Source organism: Rhizobium phaseoli, from assembly GCF_010668805.1.
GTDB lineage: Bacteria > Pseudomonadota > Alphaproteobacteria > Rhizobiales > Rhizobiaceae > Rhizobium > Rhizobium phaseoli_A.
This window is the reverse complement of record NZ_WUFT01000003.1, coordinates 139,838-160,085: the sequence shown is the minus strand read 5'-3', so window position 1 is coordinate 160,085 and position 20,248 is coordinate 139,838. Positions and strand designations below refer to the sequence as shown.

Genomic DNA, 20,248 nt, shown 5'->3' with positions numbered 1-20,248 from the left:
AACCAATTGCATGCGACGCGCTTTAGGGAATGTCGCCTGTTGCAGCCGGCTTATTCGACGTCGAACTTGACGCCCTGCGCAAGCGGCAGCGTCCTGCCGTAGTTGATCGTGTTGGTGGAGCGGCGCATATAGGCCTTCCAGGCATCCGAGCCGGATTCGCGGCCGCCGCCGGTTTCCTTCTCGCCGCCGAAGGCGCCGCCGATTTCGGCGCCCGATGGCCCAAGATTGACATTGGCGATGCCGCAATCCGAGCCGCGGGCGGAGACGAAGGTTTCGGCCTCGCGCATGTCATTGGTGAAGATCGACGACGACAGCCCCTGCGGTACGGCATTGTGCAGCGCCAGTACGTCGTCGAAGTCGCTGTATTTCATCACATAGAGGATCGGCGCGAAGGTCTCGTGCTCGACCGGGCCGGTCTGATCAGGCATTTCGACGAGCGCCGGGCGAACGTAGAAGGCATCAGCCGAACCATTGTCGACGCGGTCGCCGCCGGTCACCCTACCGCCGGCCGATTTCGCTTCACCGAGTGCTGCCTGCATCTTCTCGAAAGCCTGGCCGTCGATCAGCGGTCCCACCAGCGTGCCGGTTTCGAGCGGATTGCCGATGGTGACGGAGCCATAGGCCTTCTGCAGGCGCGGCACCAACTGGTCGTAGACGCTGTCATGCACGAAGAGACGACGCAGCGTCGTGCAGCGCTGGCCGGCCGTGCCCATGGCGGAGAAGGCAACGCCGCGCAGCGTCAGGTCGAGATCCGCGCTTGGGCAGACGATCGCCGCATTGTTACCGCCGAGTTCGAGAATGGCGCGGGCAAAACGCTGCGACAGCCGCGGGCCGACGGCGCGGCCCATGGCCGTCGAGCCGGTGGCGGAAACGAGCGGGATCTTCGGATGGTCGACCAGCACTTCGCCGACGTCACGGCCGCCGATGATCAAGGTCGACAGATTGGCCGGTGCCGGGCCGCCCTCGGCGATGAAGCGCTTCAGCGCCTTTTCGAACAGCGCCTGCACGGCAAGCGCGGTCAAAGGTGTCTTTTCCGAGGGTTTCCAGACGGTGGAATTGCCGCAGACCATTGCAAGCGCCGCATTCCACGACCAGACGGCAACAGGGAAGTTGAAGGCGGAGATGATGCCGATCACACCGAGCGGATGCCAGCTTTCCATCATCCGGTGCTCGGAGCGCTCGGTGGCGATCGTCAGGCCGTAGAGCTGACGGGAAAGGCCGACGGCGAAATCGCAGATATCGATCATCTCCTGCACTTCGCCGAGGCCTTCGGAGGTGATCTTGCCGACCTCGATCGAGACGAGACGGCCGAGCGCCGTCTTTGCGGCGCGCAGCTCCTCGCCGAGCAGGCGAACCAGCTCGCCGCGCTTGGGCGCCGGTACGGCACGCCATTCGAGAAAGGCCTTGTGCGCCTCTTCGATCGCCGCCTTCGTGTCGGCAACCGTGTGTTCCCTGAGCCTGCCTATTTCCTTGCCCGTCACCGGCGAGGTGACGGAAAGCGTGCCGCCGTGATAGCGGCCGGCATCGACGCCGAGTTCGGCAAGCAGCTTGGCGGTTTCGGTGGCGAGATCGAGGACGGCGATAGTCATTGTCGTGGTTCCAATCTTATTATTCTCAGAAGCGAGTTTCGCTTCCCGGAAGCGTTTACCGGTTCTTAAAAGCGGGCATCGGCGAAATGGGCGACTTGAGCGCCCGCTTCGTACCACAGTTCTTTGAGCGCGCGGAAGCGCGGTTCGGTCGGCGACGTCAGCGGCAGCGGCAGGTCGGCTTCGGCAAGCCGGCCGAGAATATGCTCCGCCAGCGTCCGGCCGAACACCGTGCCGGGCGCAATGCCGCGGCCATTGTAACCCGAAAAGCCGACGACCCCAGGCGCGAATTTGTGAAAGCGCGGCAGCGCATTATCGGTCATGCCGATCTGGCCATACCATTCGCACTCGAATTCGACATCGCCGATAATAGGAAAGAGCCGCTTCAAGGCGCGCTTGGCCCAACCCTTATGCACGGTGTGCCCGGTATTGCGCAGCGCCCCGACACTGCCGAACACCAGACGCCCGGCCTGATCCATCCGGAAGGAGGAGAGGATTTCCTTGGTATCCCAGGCGCCTTCCCGCCCCGGCAGGATCGACTGACGCAGATTGTGGCCGAGCGGCACGGTGGCGAAATTGAAATAGGGCAGATGCACCTGTTCGCTGCGCACCTGCTCCCACGGTCCGGTGCTGTAGGCGTCCGTCGCGACGATGATCCATTCCGCGCTGACTTCGCCCTTTGCAGTCTTCACCGTCCAGCGGTTGCCGTTACGCTCGGTTGCAACGACCGGGCTGGATGTGTGAATGGCGACGCCTGATTTGACGGCGGCATGGGCAAGACCGCGCGCATAGGCCAGCGGCTGCAGCGTTCCGGCCCGCATGTCGAGCAGCGAACCGGTATAGGCATCGCTGCCGATGCGTCTGGCCGTCTCCGCCGCACCGAGCAGCGTTACGGCGGCACCGCGGGCGGACCATTGCGCCGCGCGTTCCTCGATCTCCTTCAGCCCGTCCGCACCGACAGCGCAATGCAGCGTGCCGTTACGTTCGAGTTCACAGGCAATCCCGTGCCTGTCGATCAGTTCCATGACCAGCTTCGGCGCATTGCCGAGCAGCTCGAGCAGACGTTCGCCATGCACCGGGCCGAGCACGCCGGGCAGATCCTCGGGCATCACCCACATGCCGGCATTGATCAGGCCGACATTGCGCCCCGCGCCGCCGAAACCGATCTCCTTCGCTTCCAAGAGCACCACTTTCGACCCGGCTTCGGCAAGATGCAGGGCAGAGGAGAGACCGGTGTAACCGCCACCGACGACGACGACATCGGCAGATACCGCGCCTTCGAGAGACGAGGTGGCCGGCGGCTCGGCTGCGGTCTTTTCCCAGAGGCCGTGGGAGCGCGGATCATTCAGCATGGTCTAGTCCGATCGGATCGAAATTGCGCTACTCTAACCTAAAGCATGTCGCGCAAAAGTGTGCAGCGGTTTTGCGGCAACGACATGCGCAAAAAGAAAGAGCTAAAGCGCAAGGAGCGAATCCGAAAGATCGCGACGCGCTTTAGAAGGCCAAGTGTTGAAGCGGGCATTTCATGCGACGGTCTTCAGCTGCAGGGCCGCAAGACCGAGCGCTTCCATCGCCGCATCCAGCGAGGCGGCCTGGCGCTCGGCATAAAGCGCCAGCTCGTCCTGAACGGTCCCGCCGAGTGCCGCCTCGAAGGCGTCGCGGTTCGAGTGCGTCGCATAATTCTGCTGCTGGTCAGTGCCGAGGTTCGATTGGAAGATGCCGGCTGCGCTGACGGGCAGGAAGTCTTCGTAGACGATCGGCGAGAAGGCAAGGTAACCCTTGGCGATCAGCGCTTCCGGATCCTTGGGTAGCGTGCCGTTGACCGCGGCGGCAATACCCGCAGGCGTTGCGCAATAGCGGAAGAAGGCCAGATCCTGCCGGCGCAGCTCGTCCCAACTGTCCGGCAGCGCCTTGAAGCGCTCGGCGAGTTCCTGGTCATAGGCGCCGGCCTTGGCGCCGCCGGCGCCGACCTGCACTTCGCCGCGAACCGAGGCGAGCAGCCGGTCATAGAGCGCCCGGCCCTTGGCCGTCAGCGCCACGCCGCGCTGTTCGATCTCGCCGAAACGGGCGGTATGCGTTCCTTGAATCGCGTCCGCATCACCGGCAAAGGCGATCGTTTCTTCAAGCGCCTTGAAGCTCGTCTGCCGCAGCAGAATATCGCAATGGCGACGCGGCGGGCCTTCGATGACGGCCTTCGGCGTGATGCCGCGTTCCGGCATGCGAGCCTGAACCGCGTCGATATCCAGCGTGCGCGGCGTCAGATGGTTGATATGCGGTCCCTTGAAGCTGACGACGTCGGCGATCAGCCGGTGCGCATCGTGCAGGCGCTTGTAGGTTTCGGCGCTGACGGTCGCCTCGCCGTGCCAGCGGAAGGTTTCGAGCGCCTCGGCGACGAATTCCGTCGCTTCCTCCTCGCTCAGACCGCCGTCCCGCTCATGACGCTCGATCAGCGCGATGGCGCGCGGCGTATAGATGCGCCGCGCCGCCAGAATGGCCGCCGCTTCACCGCGCAGCCCCTCGTCTTCGATCAGCTCCAGCCGTAACAGCGAGGTAAAGACGCGGAACGGATTGACGTTGAGCGCCGCCTCGTCGACCGGCCGGAAGCTGGTGGAATGAACAGGCACGCCGGCAACCGAGAGATCGTAATAGCCGACGGCCTGCATGCCCATCACCGCAAACAGCCGGCGAATGGTGAAAAGTTCTTCTGCCGTGCCGAGCCGGATCGCGCCGTGGCGCTCGACATCGATGCGCTCCAATTCGCCGGCGCGGGCCAGTCGCTCCCGCAGTTCGGGGTCGTTTTCGAGGCAGCCGGCATTCACATCCGCCACCAGTTCGATCAGCGTGCCGTATTGCGGCACCTCTGCCCGGTACATCTGCGACATCGCCTCGGTAAAGAGCGAACGGATACGGTCTGTGGAAACGAAGGCTTTCGGCATCGGGGACTCCGGCTCATTCCGCTTTTGCAGGATGAACCTCTTTACAAGCGTGACAAACCCAGAAATATCGACATTTTGGAAATAGCTCATTCTAAAACGGAATGATCATGTTCGCTTCAAGACGATTTTTGCCATCGATTTCGCATCTCGCCGCCTTTGAGGCGGTCGCCCGCACCGGCAGCGTCACGGCAGCCGCGCGCGAACTCGATCTGACCCAGAGCGCCGTCAGCCGTCAGGTGAGCGCGCTGGAGCAGCAGCTTGGCGTCGAACTCTTCCGGCGCGAACGCCAGACCATGCGGCTGACGCTTGCCGGTGACAGTTATGCCCGTGAAATCCGCGAGGCGCTGCGGCGCATATCCAGCGCCTCGCTGAATCTGCGCGCCAATCCGTATGGCGGCACGCTCAATCTTGCCATCCTACCGACCTTCGGCACGCGCTGGCTGGCGCCGCGCCTGGGGCGTTTCCTCGCCGCCAATCCCGGCGTCACCATCAATCTGGTGACCCGGCTTTCGCCCTTCGATTTCCGCCTCGATTCGATCGACGCCGCCATCCATTTCGGCCACCCGCACTGGCCGGGCGCCGAACTTGCCTTTCTGATGTCGGAGCGCACGGTGCCGGCCTGCAGCCCTGATTTTTTGAAGCGCCACGCAATCTCCGGGCCACAGGATCTGCTTTCGGTTCCGCTGCTGCACCTGACGACGCGGCCCGACGCCTGGGAGCAATGGTTCGCCGGCAACGGCGTTTCCTTCGAAAGCGTGCACGGCATGCTCTTCGACCAGTTCGCCACCGCCGCCCAGGCGGCGATCGCCGGCCTCGGCATCGCCCTCCTGCCGACATTTCTGATGCAGGAGGAGATCAGCCGCGGCGATCTCGTTGCCGCCGTCGACCGTGAAATGGAAAGCCGCGAACGCTATTATCTCGCCTTTCCGCCCGAGCGGGCCGACTATGCGCCGCTTGCCGCTTTTCGCGATTGGATCGTCTCGGAAGCGGCCGCCGATCCAGCCGCGTGACGAACGGCTTGCATCGGCATGGCGCTTTCGACCATTATGCCGCCAACCAACCCTTTGCAGGAAATCCCCATGAAGCCGATCTTCGTCCAGCTCCAATGCGCCCCCGGCAAGACCTATGAGGTCGCCGATGCCATCTACCAGACCGAACTGGTCTCGGAGCTCTATTCCACCAGCGGCGACTATGACCTGCTGCTGAAGGTCTACATCGAGGAAGGCCAGGATATCGGCAAGTTCATCAACGACAACATCGCCAACATTCCCGGCATCGTCCGCTCGCTGACGACCCTGACCTTCAAGGCGTTCTGAAGCAATTCCAGCAAAAGTGTGCTGCGGTTTTGCGTCCGGAATTGCGTTAAAACAAAGATGCTCTGAAGCAATCAGACGCGGTTAACCTTTTTCGCGAAGAATCGCCTTTCGGGACGCCGCTGAAACCACGGCTTAACGCCGGAGAGATCTGGTCGTTGCTATAAGAGTCCCGCCTCAACCAGGGGCAACGTGGCAGCGATAGGTGGAAAATGGCGATCGTCGAGGCAGATAGGGTGCGCGAGAAGCCGCAGCCGGAAACGGCGCCGCTGATCGTCCATGTCGTGCGCCAGTTCCTACCCAACCGCGGCGGCCTGGAAGACGTGGTCGCCAATCTCGCCCGCCAGACTGTCCGGCGCGGTTATCGCGTCCGCGTCGTCACGCTCGATTCATTGTTCACAACGCCTGAGAATAAGCTGCCGCCGCGCGAAAACATCGACGACATCGAGGTGGTGCGCATTCCCTGGTCCGGCAGCAGCCGTTATCCGCTGGCGCCTCAGGTTTTCCGTCATCTCGCCGATGCCGATCTCGTGCATGTCCATGCCATCGACTTTTTCTTCGACGCGCTCGCCTGGGGCCGGCTGCTGCATCGCAAGCCGATGATCGTCACCACCCATGGCGGCTTCTTCCACACGCGAAAATACGTGGCGATCAAGAAGATCTGGTTCCGGACGCTGACCCGCGCCTCGGCACTGGCCTATTGCCGTGTCGTCTGCTGCAGCGCCTCCGACCTCAAGCAGTTTTCGGAAATCGTGCCCGACAGCCTGCTGATCGAAAACGGCGCTGATATCGGCAAGTTCGCCGACACCGCTTCGCGCCGGGCAAAGCGCCGCATCGTTACCATCGGCCGGTTCTCGGTGAACAAGCGGCTGGACCATCTGCTCGATGCAATGGTCGTGCTGAAGACCCGTGATGCGGAATGGCATCTCGACATCGTCGGCGCCGAATCCGACCTGAACCGGGCGGATGTCGAAGCCGCGATCGAAAGCCGTAACCTCTCCGGCCTGGTCACCCTGCACGTCTCACCCGACAACGGCGCCATCCGACGGATCATCACCAATGCCTCGCTCTTTGCCTCCGCCTCGGAATATGAAGGTTTCGGCCTGGTGGCGCTGGAGGCGATGAGCGCCGGCCTGCTGCCGGTGCTGAACGCCAACGATGCCTTCGCGACACTTGCCGAGCGGCATCCTGCTATCATGCTTGCCGATTTCACCGATGCTCGGGCCGCCGCCACAGCAATCGAGGCGGCCTATCAAGGTCTCTCGCGCCAAACTGAGACCATGCGCGCTGGGCTTCTCGACGCTACGCGCGGCTATTCCTGGGATATCGTCGCCGGACGCTATATCGATCTCTACAGATCGTTGGATATCGTCGCCGTCGAAAACATCTGATCCTGCTTGCTGAAATTCCAGTCACGCTCTCGCGAGACGAATGATCTCGTCCAGCACGAATTTGCGCGACTGCGGCGGCGTCAGATTGTGGTCGGCATCCGGCAGCATGAGCAGTCGGACGTTCGGATAGCGGGAAAGCCTTGCCCCGCGCGGCCCGAAATGGAAATAGACATGGTCGAGCCCGACATCGCCCTCGCTGTAGATCAGCGTCAGCGGCACCTTGCGTTTGCCGAACAGCGCGAAGGAATGCCTGACCTCGCGGGCGATATGGCGTCGGTCGGGAAGCAGCTCCAGCAGCGGCGCGATCCACGGCGACAACCGGCGGCCGGCGGCGATGACGACATTCTGCAGCGCCGAAACCACGTCCACCTGGCCGCGCAGCAGACGCTTCAGCGTATCGAGCCGCGCCAGGCGCTGTCCGTAGTCATCCAGGCTGCGGGGAACGGAAACGACATGCTCCTTGCGCACCGGGATCTTCGGATCCCAGTAATAGACGAAGGGATTGATCGACACGATGGCCTTCAACCGCTCATCGGCGACCCCTGCGCGGAAGGCGAGATAGCCGCCACTGCATCGGCCGGCGACCATGACCGGACCGGTGACGATGCTTTCGAGCAGATCGAGCGAGGCGACCGCGTCCGCGGTCTGCGTATCGGAGTAAAGCACCTGTTCCGGTGCATCCGGCCGCGGCGGGCTGTCGCCGACATTGGCGGAATCGAAACGCAGCGAAACGACGCCTTGCCGCGCGAGCTCGCGGGCCATATCAACCGTCGTCCGTCCCCAGCCGGCATGCCGGTCATAGGCCGTCGACAAGAACAGCACGGCATTGCCCTTGATCTCGCCCAGCGGCCGGCTGACGACGCCGACCAGGTGATCATGGCTTCCGAAACGCACCGGCATTTCCGTAAAACCGTCACCCACAAGCGGCGGGTTCTCGATCGCTGCCGATGAATGGGCTGCGGAGGTCTCCGTCGTCCTTGCCTCCAGCCACGTCGTCAACAGCGCGATGATATCGATCGGCGTCTTGGCAAACAGCGGATTGGTGGCGAGCTCGTCATAGCCTTCGAAAGCCCTCTGCTCGACATCGGCGCCAAGCGCCCTCAGCGCATCGGCAAAGCCGGTATCCTCGGCCTTCGCAGGACGTTCAAGGATCAGATAACGCGGGGCTGCAAGCCCCTGCGGCGAAGCGATACTGAGCTTGCCGAGCTCGGCAGCGATCTCCTCGGGCATGACCAACCCGGCGATCTGCACCTTCGCCGTCTGAACGTGCTCCTTGCCGAGGCCGAGATCGGCATCGATAATCCTCGACCACATGTTGAGTTCGCGCAGATAGGCCCGGCCGCTCAGCACCGGCGCCAGCATGACCAGGCTGTCGACGCCGTCGATCGAGGAACCGATGCGCTGGGAAAGTGTGGCGCCGAGACCCTGAGCGACGAGGATGATATGGTCGCAGCCGCTCAGCGATTTCAGCTTGGCGGCGGCGGCACGGATCGAATTTTCCCAGGTTTCCAGCCTTGCCGGCAGCGCGCCGAAATCGAGCGCATCGCCGGTGCCGCGATAGTCGAAGCGCAGGCTTGGCACGCCGATGTCGGAAAAATGCTCGGCGGCAACACGGAAGAATTTGCGGCTGCACATCTCCTCGAAACCCCACGGGCTGACAAAGAGCACGGCCGCCGAACGTTTCTTCACGAGAGGATTCTCGGACATGAACAGCCCGACCGTGCCGTCGAACACGACTGGCAGGGCAGCGCTGCGTCCCGCACCCTCAGCCGGCTCGAGCGAGAATTCGCCAGGCGCGACCTTGGCACGATCGGGATCGCCGGGAAGCCGCGGTGCAATGAAATTGATTGCGTGCCCCACAGGCCGGCGCAACAGCGACGGCATCTTGTCGAGAATGGAGCGCATGACCTCGACATCCTCGCCCGGCACGGCGCGCAGCACGCGGAGCGCCGCGAAATAGCAGATTGTACCGGCGACGATTGCAGTGATCAGTCCGACCGGGCCATGGAGGAATTCCAGCACGGAAATCGCCGCGCAAGCGCAGAGCACGGAGGCGAGCGTCACCTTCGTCAGGCTTGCGTAGAGACCCGAAAGCTGGGATCCGAATCCTGTCTGTCTGATCATCATCACCGACATCGCAACGAAGACGAGGATGCGCACGAGTGCGGCACCCTCGGCTGCAAGCCTAGGTACGATCAGTAAACAACCGACTACCATGAGAAGGCCACCTATCACACTGATGTTCAGGCGGGAGCGGGCTCTGTCCATCGACAACAGGTAGAGGCTGAGGATCTGCATGAAGGTATAGGCGGGCGCGACGAGCGCCAGCAGCGCCACCACCGTGCCGCTGCGGCGGAATGCCTCGCCGAACACCACAAGCACCAGCTCGCTGGAGATCGCGGCCAGCCCGAGGCTCATCGGCAAGACGATATAGGCCATGCTGCGGGTAACGGCGGCGAAGACCTCGACCGGCAAGGTCGAATCGTCGCTGTTATGACGCCGCTCGGAATAATAGGGCAGCAGGCTGCCGGTCATCTGGATCGGCAGTTGAAGGGCGATATTGGCGATCGACAGGCCGACAGCGTAGTAGCCGACCATCTCCACCGACCAGAACTGCTGCAGGAAGAGCAGTTCGAGCCGATTGAGGAAGATGGAATCGATGATGAATTGGATCGACAGGATGACGGAGGAGGAAGCGAGAGATTTCAGCGAAACCCCGCACCAGTCGCGCCGCGAAAGAAGGATCGGCAGCGTGGCGAAAAACAGCACGAGCTGGCCGAGCGCATAACCGACGAGAACGCCTTGCACCCCATAGAGCACAGCGCCGACGGCAACCCCGGCAAGCTGCACGATCGAGACGGCAACCGTCAGCCGGAAGAAGGCACCAAGCTTTTTTTCGCCGATCAGGTAAAATTTGACGAAGGATCCGATTGCCTGGACGAAGAACAGCACGCCGGTAACCAGGGCGACGGACGGCGCGGTATCGGCCCAGTGCATCTCCTCGGAGGTCAGGAAAAACAGGGCGTAGAGCGCCAGCAGCACGACGGTCGAAAACATCATGAAGCTGACGAGGATGGCGGCAAAACCGCGCCGGCGGCGCGCGTCGTATCCTTCCGCAGAAAGTTGCGGCAGGGTCTTCAACAGCGTGATGCTGGAGCCGAGTTCGGCGATCGAGGCGCCGGTGACTACCAGCCAGAGCGAGAAGGCGACGATGCCGTTGGCTTCCGGCCCGAGCAGCCGCGCCGTTATGATCGATGAAATGAAGCCCGTCAGCAAGAGCAACATGCCTGCCGCCGCATTCATCATCGAATTTGCGATAATACCCTTCGACATCTGTCCATCCGCCAGGATCGGCCTAAAACGCGTCGCGATCTTTCAGATTCGCTGCTCGCGCCTTACGCCTTTGTTTTTACGCATGCCGTTATCGCAAAACCGCTGCACACCTTTGCGCGACATGCTCTAAAACCGGATACCCGCCATCTCTAATGCAAAAATGTTAAAATAAAGCGGAGTGGCGACCTCACCTTAGCTGGCCTGCATCGCCGACAGCTTCTGAAGCGCTTTCTCATAGCTGTTCTCAGCGAGGTAGCGCAGCAGGAAGGCCCGCGCCCTTTCAGCCTTCTCTCTCGCAAGCTCGGGCGCGCGGAAGATATCCTTGAGGCGCGCGGCGGCGGTTTCCGGAGAAGGATCCGCCCAGACCGCGCCCTCGAGCCCGGCAAATTCGGGATGGGTATCGACGACCGGAATGAGGGGAGAGTCGACCAGCCATGTATTGTCCGGATCGCAGAAATCCGCCGTGCCCGACCAGGCGGTGGAGATAACCGGCGTGCGCTGCATGATCGCCTCGGCAACCGTCAGCCCGAACCCCTCGGAACGATGCAGCGAAAGATAGGCTTGGGAAGAGCGGATGAGGCCGTTGATCTCGGCGCTCGACAGCCTGTCGGTGACGATCCTGATTCGGGCGTCGCCCTTAACCGAAGCGACCAGTGCGCGCAGGCCTTCATCCTTGTTCACATCGCCGCTGGCCTTCATCAGTAGGAAGGCGCTTGGGGCTTCGGCGGCAAAGATCCTGAAAGCCTCGATGACGGCCTGCGGATTCTTCCGGTTGGTCGACGAGCCGGCGCTGAAAATGAAGCTGACGAGAAAGGCGTCCTTCTCGATGCTGAACTTTTCCCGCATGCCGTCCGTCGCCGGCGCCTCGATCACCGGATGTGGAACGACGATGACGGGTGCTTTGGTGAGCGGCGCAATCGTCCGCCGGGTGAATTCCGACGGCACGAAGATGGCGTTCATATAATGCATTGCATTGCGCCATTCCGCCGGCACGACTTCGAGTTCCCAGGCGAAATAGCCGATGTTGAAGGCGCGGGTGAAATTCGCAACGCCCTTCTTCAGGATGGCGCGCGGCAGCATCGGCGGATTGAGATGCCAGATACGGCTGCCCGGCGCCTCGGTCGAGAGAGGCGACGGCATCCATCCGGCGAAGGACTCTAAGTCGGGGTGCGTGCTGACGTCGGAAAGCGAAATCGCCCTTCTCGCCTCCGACAGAGCGCCGGCGCAAAGCCTTGCCGATTCGCCGACGCCGACAGCCATCGAGAGATAGCCGACGATTTCCACCGGCTTGCGCGGATTGAAGGCAAGCCGCGACCGCGGGATCAGCCGCTGCAGCACATGGGCACGCAAAAAGCGGTATGTCGTTCTCAAATCGCGGTCTTTCTCAATGGATCGGCATCGTTTTTCGCGAGATTCAGCCCGAGAGGGCGACACGATGCGAACTTCCCAGACTTCTGATCTCGCCTGCAGGCGCGATATCGCGTTCGGTGCCGGGCAGCGCCGAGAGCATCACCCGCCGCATCGCGCCGGGGGCAAGGTGGAACCAGTCGTCGTCAGCCCGGTAGCCTTCGACGTCGATATGCACCGATTGCGCCAGCCGGTCGGTCCTCAGATCGACGAACCAGTCGTCGCCGTCCCTGCCGAGCGATGCTTCGATGCCGGCATCATGCAACGCCTTCCCTCGTCCGCACGGGAAGTGGAAGCTTTCGGCGAGGATCGCGCCATCTGCCAGCGAACGCAGGCGCGCGACACTCGCATCATGCGACGGCGGTCCGAAACGGAAGGCATAGGTCGTATCGAAAAAGGCGCCGAACAGCGCGGTAGCGGCAATACGCTCCATATCCCTTGCGGCCAGCTTGAAGGCCCTGCTGCCGCTAAGCACTTGCTGTTTTCCATCACGCAGGCAGACGACTTCGAGTTCCACATCGAGGGCGGCATCCGTCTCGTTGATGATGTGCACGTCGAGACCGTTGGTTCCCTCGTCGGTGAAAACCACCTGAACCGGCCGGAATGCACGGCGCATGGCATACCAGGCCGGCTTCGGCTCTCCGGTGGAATCGATCACCCCCCAGCCGGGACCGGGCAGCAGGTCCTGCAGCGTCCAGACGAGGGCGCCGTTACACGAGGAGCCCTTGCGCCGCCATTCGGCAAAGGTCTCTTCGATCACCTCGCCGGTGACGGCGCGGGAGAGATCGAGATAATGCCCCGGATCTTCGCGGCGCAGCCGGGCCGGATCGACGCCGTAGAGAAGCCGCAGATAGAAATCGCGAACATCCTCGAAATCCCACGATGCGCTGCGGTCGCGTGGCACACGCGCCTTCCAGAGCGGGCTGTGCACAGCCGGCACATCGAGATGCCGTTGCAGCGTCCTTTGCTGCGGCACATGCGCGAAGGCGAGGCTCTCGGAGGCAAAACGCACGTCGGCGCGACGCGCATCGGCAATCGGCAGCATATAGGCGCCAACGCCGTAATAATGGGCAATACCGGCATTCGGCGAAAACGGCATCGCTCCGCCATGGGGCGAGTTCGGGACATAGGGCACGTCGGGACGCATGCGGGTAGCGATGGCCGGGATGATTTCATCGGTGACCGGCCCGCTCCAGAACTCCACGGGCAGACCAAGCATTGCCGCCTGCTGGTGGATTTCGCTGCCGCCGCAGAGCACTGCCAGGGAGGGCGATGCTTGGACGCCGTGCAGGAATTCCTCGACCTCGGCATGCACGTGGCCGAGAAAAGACTTGTCGTTGCGCGGATAATCGAAATTGGCGAACATGAAATCCTGCCAGACGAGCAAGCCGAGCTCGTCGCAGAGCGCAAAGAAATCAGGCGTCTCGTAGGCCATGGTGCCGCCGATGCGGATCATGTTCATGCCGGCTCTAGCGGCAAGCCGCAGGAACGGCTCATAATCCGCCCGCCCCCCCGGCAATCGGACGATATCCGCTGTGGTCCAAACCGCGCCGCGGCAGAAGATGCGTTCGCCGTTGACGGTGAGCGCGAAGTCATCGCCATCGCCGCCGCGGTCGACCTCGATACGCCGGAAGCCGGTCGTGCCGAGCGGATATTCCACACCGTCGGAAATCAGCGTCAGCTCATAGAGGCGTGGAGCGCCATGCGTATGCGGCCACCAGGGCTCGATGTCGGAGAGCTTGAGGATAGCCGAGTAATGATTGTCGCCGATCTTCTCAAAAGGCTGCTCCATCCCGCCGCAGCGCAGCAGCAGTGCCGGCTCCTCGGCATCACTGTGCAGCGAAACGCTGAGACGGCCGACGCCGCTTTCCTCCAACACCGCGCGGATGGAGACATTGTCGATCGAGACGGGATTGCGCCGCACCATCGAAATTGCTCGCCATGGCCCGACGGCATGAATATCGGGGCACCAGCCCGGCATATGACCAAGCAGCGTCGTGCGGAAATTCTTCAGTCCCGCCGGCGTGATCATCTGCGGCCGCCAGCGCGCGCGGGGGCCCGGCTCCGACAGGCGGGGGCCAAGTGCCCGGAAGCAGAGCGCCAGCTCGTCGCCGCCCGAAAGCGTCACCGGAATTTCATGGGCCGTGAACATGCTTTCGGAAAACAGGATTTCCTGGCCGTTCAGGAAGACATGGCAAAGCGTCGCGAGCCCTGCAAAACGCAGGATTGCCGCGCCCGGTTCGGCATCGAACAGCCGGCAGAGATACCAGGCGTCCCTGGTGTTCAACGGTTCGGGATTTTCCCGATCGAACAGCCCGGCCTTCTCAAGCGCTGCGGCGACGGTTCCTGGAACAGGCGCTGGGATGAACCGGGCGGAGAGCGGGATGTCGTGCGGCACGGCGCAGGCGCCCGGCTCCGTCAGGATCAGGTTCCAGCCTTCGGAAAGCAGACTTTCCTCGGCACCGATGCTTGCCAAACGCCCCCGCATGGTCAGATCTCCGGCCTCAGATTCGCCCCGCAAGCGACGCCATCATGGAATCCCATGCATCGGCAGCCGGATCAAGGGCTGCTTGCAGCGGCTCGAACTTCCTGCGGGTGACAGCGCGGGCAAGCTGGAACTGCACCGATTTCGCCACTTCCGAAATGCGTCGCGCATGATCGGCGGCCACCGCGAAATCACCGGGCGAAAGCCAGGTCAGGTAATCGGCCGCCAGTTCGAAATTGGCGCCCACCTGGCGAAGCGTGTTGAAGGCGTATTTGTGGAAGAAGCCGAACGGCCGTTCCGCTACCGCTTCGACCTGTTGCGGAAAGACGGCCCCGAAGGCACGGATCGGATTTCCGGAGGGACGCCTGTCGAAATGAAAACCGGCAAGCCGCCGTGCGGTCTTGCGCAGATGCACGTCATCCGCGGGCTTTTCCGGGAAGCGGGCAAATTCCGTGTAGGGCAGGAACGGCGGGCTATCTTCCGTCAGCTGCAATTGGAACAGCCCGTCGAAATCCTCGCCTTCAAGGCGGAAATAGCCGGCATTATGGAAATAATCGACGCGCTTGGCGGCAACATCCAGCCGATTGATCGCCACCGTCGTCTTGCCGTGCTCCTGCCGGTAGGCGGTGCCGCGCGTATCCGGCATGTAGAAGGAATCCATCTCGATCAGGCAGAGACGGCCCCGCGCGATCTGAACTTCAACATGGCGTTCGACACGGTCGTAAATGGCAAGCTCGGTCGCGCGAATGCCATAGAGCGCTTCGAGATCTTCGAGCGGCACCTTGAAGAAGGTGAACTGGTCGCCCTCGAAATCCTGCGCCAGGGTGAAACCGAGCATGGCCTCAGGCGCAACAGCTGAGGTCGCCAGCACCTCGATCCAGAGATCGACATAGCAATTGGTTTCCGGCCAGGCACGCTCGCTCGAATGCAGCCCGTGCGCCCGATATGTTTCCGGGTCGATTCCCGAAAATACCGATGTCATCGACCGGCTCAGCCCCACAGCGTTTTCCGGACGCTGGCCGGCCATTCCTTCACGTCGAGCCCGTGATGATGGAAGAGAGCCAGCGCGATCCGCTCCAGTCCGAAGCCGACGCAGGCGGTGTGGGCGACGCTGCCGTCTTCGAGGTTCAGGCCCCATTTCGTGCCGAAGGCATCCTGATGATAGTTGAAGCTCATGCAGGCCGTCGGATTGGCGGTCGAGGTGATCGGGATCAGCAGTTCGAATTTCAGGTTCTGGTCGCGCTGGTTGTTGGCGAGCATCTTGCCGGCGCGGCCGAAGAACGGATCGTTGGCGACGTCGATCGTCACGTCGAGGCCGACGGCTTTCATCATCTCCACACCGCGATCCATCCAGCGCTGGCGGAAATCGGTGACGTGCTCTTCGGTGCCCATGCAGACATATTCGCGCATGCGGAACAGCTGCTGGCGGGCCGGGTCTTTCGACGGCTCGTGGCGGAAGCAATAGGATTGCAGGTCGAAGAGGCCGCCCGTCTTCGGCAGGTTGCCGCGCTTGGCGACCGTCGGATAGAGCGGATAACAGGCGGCCGGCGTCAACACGATGTCGGTCGCCTCCTGCCCCTTGGTCCAGTCTTCGCCGACCTCCATGCATTGCAGCAGGCTGACATGATCGAGTTCGCTGCCGCAGAAGCTGTGCACCGTGCCGGCGAGCTGCGGAAAGCTCTTCATGTAGCCGCTCGTCTCGAAGAAGGCGCGGTTCATGCCGGGCGGAAAGCGCATGGCCTCCGCGCCGTCGGCACCGCCGAACGTGTCGATCAGCCGCTCGAAGGCAGCGATCACCTCTTCGAACTGGCCGCTGCGGCCATAGAGCCCGTCGATGCCGGTATCGATCAGCAGGCCGGCTTCAAAAAGCCGATCCAGAAACGAGGTCTGCATATCCATGACTGTCACCCCAGTAGGCTAGTGTCTTGCTTATGGACAAGAAGCATGCTCGACGTATTGCCGAGGATGCGGTCGTTCGAAATCATCAGCTGTGCGGAATGCGCGTCGCGAAGATGGCGTCCGAGGCTGAAGGGCGTGCCATTCTTGTAGCCCATGATGCCGCAAATCAGCATGGCATGGTTGACGATCTCCAGGATCGTCTCGGACGAGGCGATCTTGACGTTGTTCATCGTCACCGCAAATCCCATCGAAGACAGCCTGTCGACATCGACCTTGGCATCCTCATAGGCCTTGAGGCCGGCAACCACATTGGATTTCACCATCTGCAGCAGGTTCGAAACCTCGGCCAGGCGCAGTGCGCCCGGCGGCTGGGAATCCGGCGCCTTGCGGGCGGCGGCGCGCACGAAAGCCTGGGCGCGGGCGACGGCGTCGACCGCGATGCCGTACCAGACGCCGCTCCACAACAGGTGCGAGGAGGCGAGCATGGATTGCGCGGCGATCTCCGCGAAAGGCTTCGGCAGGATCTGATGCGCCGGCGCTTGCCCTTTGAAGAGGAATCCGTCGGAGCAGGTGCCGCGCATGCCGAGCGTATTCCAGACATGCGTTTTCTCGAGCGTGTACTGGTCCTTGAGGAAGGCCGTCAGCACCTGATCGGAGGAAGCCGCCTTCGCGTGGGCACGCGAGGTGATGAGAATGGCGTCGGCATGTGAGCCGTAAGAAATGACGGTCGCATCCTTCTCGAGGCGGCAGGTGTCGCCATCGACCTCGACCGCGCAAATACTGTTGCGCAGGTTTCCGCCGATACCGCCTTCCGTGGTTGCCGATGCGATCAGCAGTTGATCGGCGGCAATGCGGTGCATGAAGTCGCGGTGCCATTCGCTGTCGGCGCCGTGTTCGACAAGGCTGGACAATTTGATGTGATGCATGGCGAAGACCATGGCGCTTGCAGCGCAGGCCTGGCCGAGCATCGAGCACAATTCGGCGATCTCGGTGATCGAGGCGGATTCGCCGCCGAATTGGCGCGGCACCTGGATGCCGAGCAGCCTTTCGGCCTTCATCGCATCCACGGCTTCACTGGGGAAGCGGGCTTCGACGTCGACCGCATCGGCGTGTTTCGCCGCGATTTCGGCGACGCGGGCGACCCGAGCGACAAGACCGTCCTGCATGATCTTGACGGGGAAGTTCATCAGGCGACCTTCCGGCTGTCCCGGATGAGATCGACCGTCCTGGCGATGGCCGAGATGCTCGCGAAGGATTTGCGGTTCAGGAGATTGTCGGGAAATTCGATGTCGAACGCCTCTTCGATGCCGAGCATCAGCTGCACCGAAGCAAAGGATGTCAGACCGGCCGCATAAAGATCGGCATCGTCGGCGACCTGGTCGATCGCCGCAGGAAGTTTGCCGTATTTGGCTACGAGGTCGCGGATTGTCTTATGCATCCCATCACTCCAAGATTCTCATGATCCCGAACCGGCGTTCATCGCCTTGTCATGAGCGTTCTTTTAGTGCGGAAAACAGAAAATTCCGCTAATGTATTGGGTTAAATATGATTAAGGCTCACAGTTAGAATTTTAGCGACCATCTCGATGCAGGCGACAATAATTGTTTTATATCAATAATTTAAACTAATTTCGAGAGCGACGGTCGCCGCAGTTTGGCGCGCGATGAGTACAGAAATGACACGAAAAGCACCCGTTTGCGTCAATCCGCGGGCGGATAGGAATGTTCGCCGCCGCGATAATCCGAGACGGAATAACATCCGTCACCGCTAGCCCGGATGGCGCTTCCACTGACAACAGCCTTGCCGTGACCGCCCGGAATATCGAGGATGTAGGCCGGTTGGCAGAGACCGGAAATCTGCCCGCGCAGCGCGGAGACGATCCTCTGCCCCTCCTCGATCGTCAGTCTGAAATGACCGGTGCCAGGCGCCAGATCAGGATGATGCAGGTAATAGGGTTTGACGCGGATTTCGACGAAGGCCTTCATCAGCGCCGCAAGCACGTCGGGATCGTCGTTGACGCCCTTGAGCAGCACCGACTGGCTGACCATGGCAATGCCGGCATCGACGAGGCGGGCGCAGGCGGCACGCGCTTCCGCCGTCAGTTCCCTGACATGGTTGGCATGCAGCGCCACATAGACCGTCTTGCCGCTCGCCTTCAGCGCAGCGATCATCGCCGCATCGATCTTCTGCGGGTCGACGACCGGAACACGGGTGTGGAATCGCACGATCTTGACATGGGCGATTTCCGCCAGTGCCTGCATGATGTCATGGAGGCGGCGCGGAGAAAGCACCAGCGGATCGCCACCGGTGAGGATGACCTCCCAGATCTCCTCGTGATCTCTGATGTAATCGAAGGCTGCCCGCATCGCCGCCGCATCGAGCGTGCCGAGGCCCTGCGGCCCGACCATTTCGCGTCGGAAGCAGAAGCGGCAATAAACCGGGCAGACATGCACGGCTTTGAGCAACACACGATCGGGATAACGGTGAACGATGCCTTCGACGGGGCTATGGGCATGATCGCCGATCGGATCGGCGCGTTCTTCTCGGGCGATCGTGAGTTCGGCCATGTCAGGCACGAATTGCCGTGCGATCGGATCATCAGGATCGGTGCGGTCGATGAGCTCGCTGATCACAGGCGTCAGCGCGATCGCGTAACGCGCCGCAACCTGCTCGAGCGTTGAGCGATCGGCGGGCGCGACCAGTCCCGCCTCCACCAGATCGGCGACGCTCTTGAGCGGTTTGACGGCATTCATCGTCCATACTCCGCAACCGGTGCCCAGAGCACCTGGTCGATGCGTGATGCTCCCGTCGCCAGCATCACCAGCCGGTCGAAGCCGAGCGCGATGCCGCTTGCCTCTGGCATCAGCGAAACTGCGGCAAGGAAATCCTCGTCGATCGGATAGGCCTCGCCGTAGACACGCGCCTTCTCGGCCATTTCGATCTCGAACCGCCGGCGCTGTTCGGCAGCATTGGTGAGCTCACCGAAGCCGTTTGCGAGCTCGACGCCGCAGGCGTAAAGCTCGAACCGCTCGGCAACTCTCGGATCGCGTGCCGAGGGACGCGCAAGTGCCGCCTCCGAAATCGGATATTCGTCGAGGATGGTAATGCGGCCGAAGCCGAGATGCGGCTCGATCTTTTCGACCAGCACCCGGCTGAAGAGATCGGCCCAGCCGTCGTCGTCGGCAACACGCATGCCGACGCGCTTCATCTCGGTGGCCAGACGATCGCGATCGGTCGACCCGTCGGCGGCGACCGAGGCGAGAAGATCGATGCCGGCATGACGCTCGAATGCTTCGGCAACTGCGATCCGCTCCGGCCCGGCGAAGGGATCGCTTTCACCGCCTCGATAGGCAAGTTTTTCAGTCTTTAGCGTTTCGGCCGCGAGCGCCAGGATCCGCACACAATCCATCATCAGGCTCTCGTAGCTTTCGCCGGCCCGATACCATTCGAGCATGGTGAATTCAGGATGGTGCAGCGGCCCGCGCTCGCGATTGCGATAGACATGGGCAAAACACGAGATGCGCTCTTCACCCGCCGCAAGCAACTTCTTGCAGGCGAATTCCGGTGAGGTGTGCAGATAGAATGGCGCCTTCTGCCCGTCCGTCGTCAGTGCTTCGGTGGCAAAGGCATGCAGATGCGCCTCATTGCCCGGCGAGATCTGCAGCACCGCCGTATCCACCTCGATGAAATCCTCGCGCGCGAAAAACCCGCGCAGCGCCGCCTGGATCGCATTGCGCCCGATCAGAAACGGACGGCGATCGGCATGCACGGACGGGGTCCACCAGGGGGACGCTTTCGCCGAAGAGTTCATTCCAAGCTTTCTTCGCCGGAGAAGCCGGTATGGGGATGGCTATTTCCCGGATTTTAGGTTAGTTGCGCCCCAAAGAAAAATATTTGC

The 20,248-nt window shown here is 62.2% G+C and carries 15 protein-coding genes; 3 read left to right on the top strand and 12 right to left on the bottom strand.

What is annotated here, in order from left to right; genetic code table 11:
• Positions 1–50 precede the first annotated feature (50 nt).
• From amaB to hglS, 3 genes are all read right to left on the bottom strand, one after another.
• A complete protein-coding gene (amaB, locus tag GR197_RS05840; RefSeq protein ID WP_164007498.1) occupies positions 51–1,589 on the bottom strand; it encodes an L-piperidine-6-carboxylate dehydrogenase in 1,539 nt (512 codons plus the stop codon).
• A 65-nt stretch (positions 1,590–1,654) separates the two neighbouring features.
• Positions 1,655–2,938 (bottom strand): NAD(P)/FAD-dependent oxidoreductase, encoded by a 1,284-nt coding sequence (locus GR197_RS05835; RefSeq protein WP_164007496.1) that lies wholly within the window; start codon positions 2,936–2,938, stop codon positions 1,655–1,657.
• 171 nt (positions 2,939–3,109) lie between these two features.
• Positions 3,110–4,522 (bottom strand): 2-oxoadipate dioxygenase/decarboxylase HglS, encoded by a 1,413-nt coding sequence (gene hglS, locus GR197_RS05830; RefSeq protein WP_164007494.1) that lies wholly within the window; start codon positions 4,520–4,522, stop codon positions 3,110–3,112.
• 101 nt (positions 4,523–4,623) lie between these two features.
• Here hglS and GR197_RS05825 point away from each other — a divergent pair, with 101 nt between their 5' ends.
• From GR197_RS05825 to GR197_RS05815, 3 genes are all read left to right on the top strand, one after another.
• Positions 4,624–5,532 (top strand): LysR family transcriptional regulator, encoded by a 909-nt coding sequence (locus tag GR197_RS05825; RefSeq protein ID WP_164007491.1) that lies wholly within the window; start codon positions 4,624–4,626, stop codon positions 5,530–5,532.
• 69 nt (positions 5,533–5,601) lie between these two features.
• Positions 5,602–5,838 carry an Lrp/AsnC ligand binding domain-containing protein gene (locus GR197_RS05820; RefSeq protein ID WP_003567502.1) on the top strand — a complete coding sequence of 79 codons (237 nt, stop codon included), beginning with the start codon at positions 5,602–5,604 and terminating at the stop codon, positions 5,836–5,838.
• Between the two features lie 209 nt (positions 5,839–6,047).
• Complete coding sequence (locus GR197_RS05815; protein WP_164007489.1) at positions 6,048–7,226, top strand: glycosyltransferase family 4 protein; 1,179 nt, start codon at positions 6,048–6,050, stop codon at positions 7,224–7,226.
• A gap of 21 nt (positions 7,227–7,247) precedes the next feature.
• Here the strand turns inward: GR197_RS05815 and GR197_RS05810 are convergent, their stop codons facing one another.
• The 9 genes from GR197_RS05810 to epmA form a co-directional block, all read right to left on the bottom strand.
• The gene (locus GR197_RS05810) at positions 7,248–10,559 is read right to left on the bottom strand and encodes an oligosaccharide flippase family protein (protein ID WP_164007487.1); all 3,312 of its coding nucleotides are present in this window, start codon (positions 10,557–10,559) and stop codon (positions 7,248–7,250) included.
• A gap of 192 nt (positions 10,560–10,751) precedes the next feature.
• Positions 10,752–11,930: a glycosyltransferase family 4 protein gene (locus GR197_RS05805; protein WP_164007485.1), complete on the bottom strand. Its 1,179-nt coding sequence runs from the start codon at positions 11,928–11,930 to the stop codon at positions 10,752–10,754.
• Positions 11,931–11,973: 43 nt separating this feature from the next.
• A complete protein-coding gene (locus GR197_RS05800; RefSeq protein ID WP_164007484.1) occupies positions 11,974–14,454 on the bottom strand; it encodes a glycoside hydrolase family 2 protein in 2,481 nt (826 codons plus the stop codon).
• A gap of 16 nt (positions 14,455–14,470) precedes the next feature.
• Positions 14,471–15,451 carry a DUF1839 family protein gene (locus tag GR197_RS05795; RefSeq protein ID WP_348643247.1) on the bottom strand — a complete coding sequence of 327 codons (981 nt, stop codon included), beginning with the start codon at positions 15,449–15,451 and terminating at the stop codon, positions 14,471–14,473.
• Positions 15,442–16,350: an amino acid--[acyl-carrier-protein] ligase gene (locus GR197_RS05790; RefSeq protein WP_164007480.1), complete on the bottom strand. Its 909-nt coding sequence runs from the start codon at positions 16,348–16,350 to the stop codon at positions 15,442–15,444. The genes GR197_RS05795 and GR197_RS05790 overlap by 10 nt, the downstream gene beginning before the upstream one ends.
• 5 nt (positions 16,351–16,355) lie before the next feature.
• Positions 16,356–17,537: an acyl-CoA dehydrogenase family protein gene (locus tag GR197_RS05785; RefSeq protein WP_164007478.1), complete on the bottom strand. Its 1,182-nt coding sequence runs from the start codon at positions 17,535–17,537 to the stop codon at positions 16,356–16,358.
• Positions 17,537–17,788 (bottom strand): acyl carrier protein, encoded by a 252-nt coding sequence (locus tag GR197_RS05780; RefSeq protein ID WP_164007476.1) that lies wholly within the window; start codon positions 17,786–17,788, stop codon positions 17,537–17,539. The genes GR197_RS05785 and GR197_RS05780 overlap by 1 nt, the downstream gene beginning before the upstream one ends.
• 262 nt (positions 17,789–18,050) lie before the next feature.
• Positions 18,051–19,103 (bottom strand): lysine-2,3-aminomutase-like protein, encoded by a 1,053-nt coding sequence (locus GR197_RS05775; protein WP_164007472.1) that lies wholly within the window; start codon positions 19,101–19,103, stop codon positions 18,051–18,053.
• Entirely contained in the window at positions 19,100–20,161 is a 1,062-nt protein-coding gene (epmA, locus tag GR197_RS05770) for an EF-P lysine aminoacylase EpmA (protein ID WP_164007470.1), read from the bottom strand. The genes GR197_RS05775 and epmA overlap by 4 nt, the downstream gene beginning before the upstream one ends.
• Between the last annotated feature and the right edge of the window lie 87 nt (positions 20,162–20,248).

Coding starts and splice junctions, on each gene's coding strand:
- amaB (WP_164007498.1), bottom strand. CDS start 1,589: ATGACTATCGCCGTCCTCGATCTCGCCACCGAAACCGCCAAGCTGCTT.
- GR197_RS05835 (WP_164007496.1), bottom strand. CDS start 2,938: ATGCTGAATGATCCGCGCTCCCACGGCCTCTGGGAAAAGACCGCAGCC.
- hglS (WP_164007494.1), bottom strand. CDS start 4,522: ATGCCGAAAGCCTTCGTTTCCACAGACCGTATCCGTTCGCTCTTTACC.
- GR197_RS05825 (WP_164007491.1), top strand. CDS start 4,624: ATGATCATGTTCGCTTCAAGACGATTTTTGCCATCGATTTCGCATCTC.
- GR197_RS05820 (WP_003567502.1), top strand. CDS start 5,602: ATGAAGCCGATCTTCGTCCAGCTCCAATGCGCCCCCGGCAAGACCTAT.
- GR197_RS05815 (WP_164007489.1), top strand. CDS start 6,048: ATGGCGATCGTCGAGGCAGATAGGGTGCGCGAGAAGCCGCAGCCGGAA.
- GR197_RS05810 (WP_164007487.1), bottom strand. CDS start 10,559: ATGTCGAAGGGTATTATCGCAAATTCGATGATGAATGCGGCGGCAGGC.
- GR197_RS05800 (WP_164007484.1), bottom strand. CDS start 14,454: ATGCGGGGGCGTTTGGCAAGCATCGGTGCCGAGGAAAGTCTGCTTTCC.
- GR197_RS05790 (WP_164007480.1), bottom strand. CDS start 16,350: ATGGATATGCAGACCTCGTTTCTGGATCGGCTTTTTGAAGCCGGCCTG.
- GR197_RS05785 (WP_164007478.1), bottom strand. CDS start 17,537: ATGAACTTCCCCGTCAAGATCATGCAGGACGGTCTTGTCGCTCGGGTC.
- GR197_RS05780 (WP_164007476.1), bottom strand. CDS start 17,788: ATGCATAAGACAATCCGCGACCTCGTAGCCAAATACGGCAAACTTCCT.
- GR197_RS05775 (WP_164007472.1), bottom strand. CDS start 19,103: ATGAATGCCGTCAAACCGCTCAAGAGCGTCGCCGATCTGGTGGAGGCG.
- epmA (WP_164007470.1), bottom strand. CDS start 20,161: ATGAACTCTTCGGCGAAAGCGTCCCCCTGGTGGACCCCGTCCGTGCAT.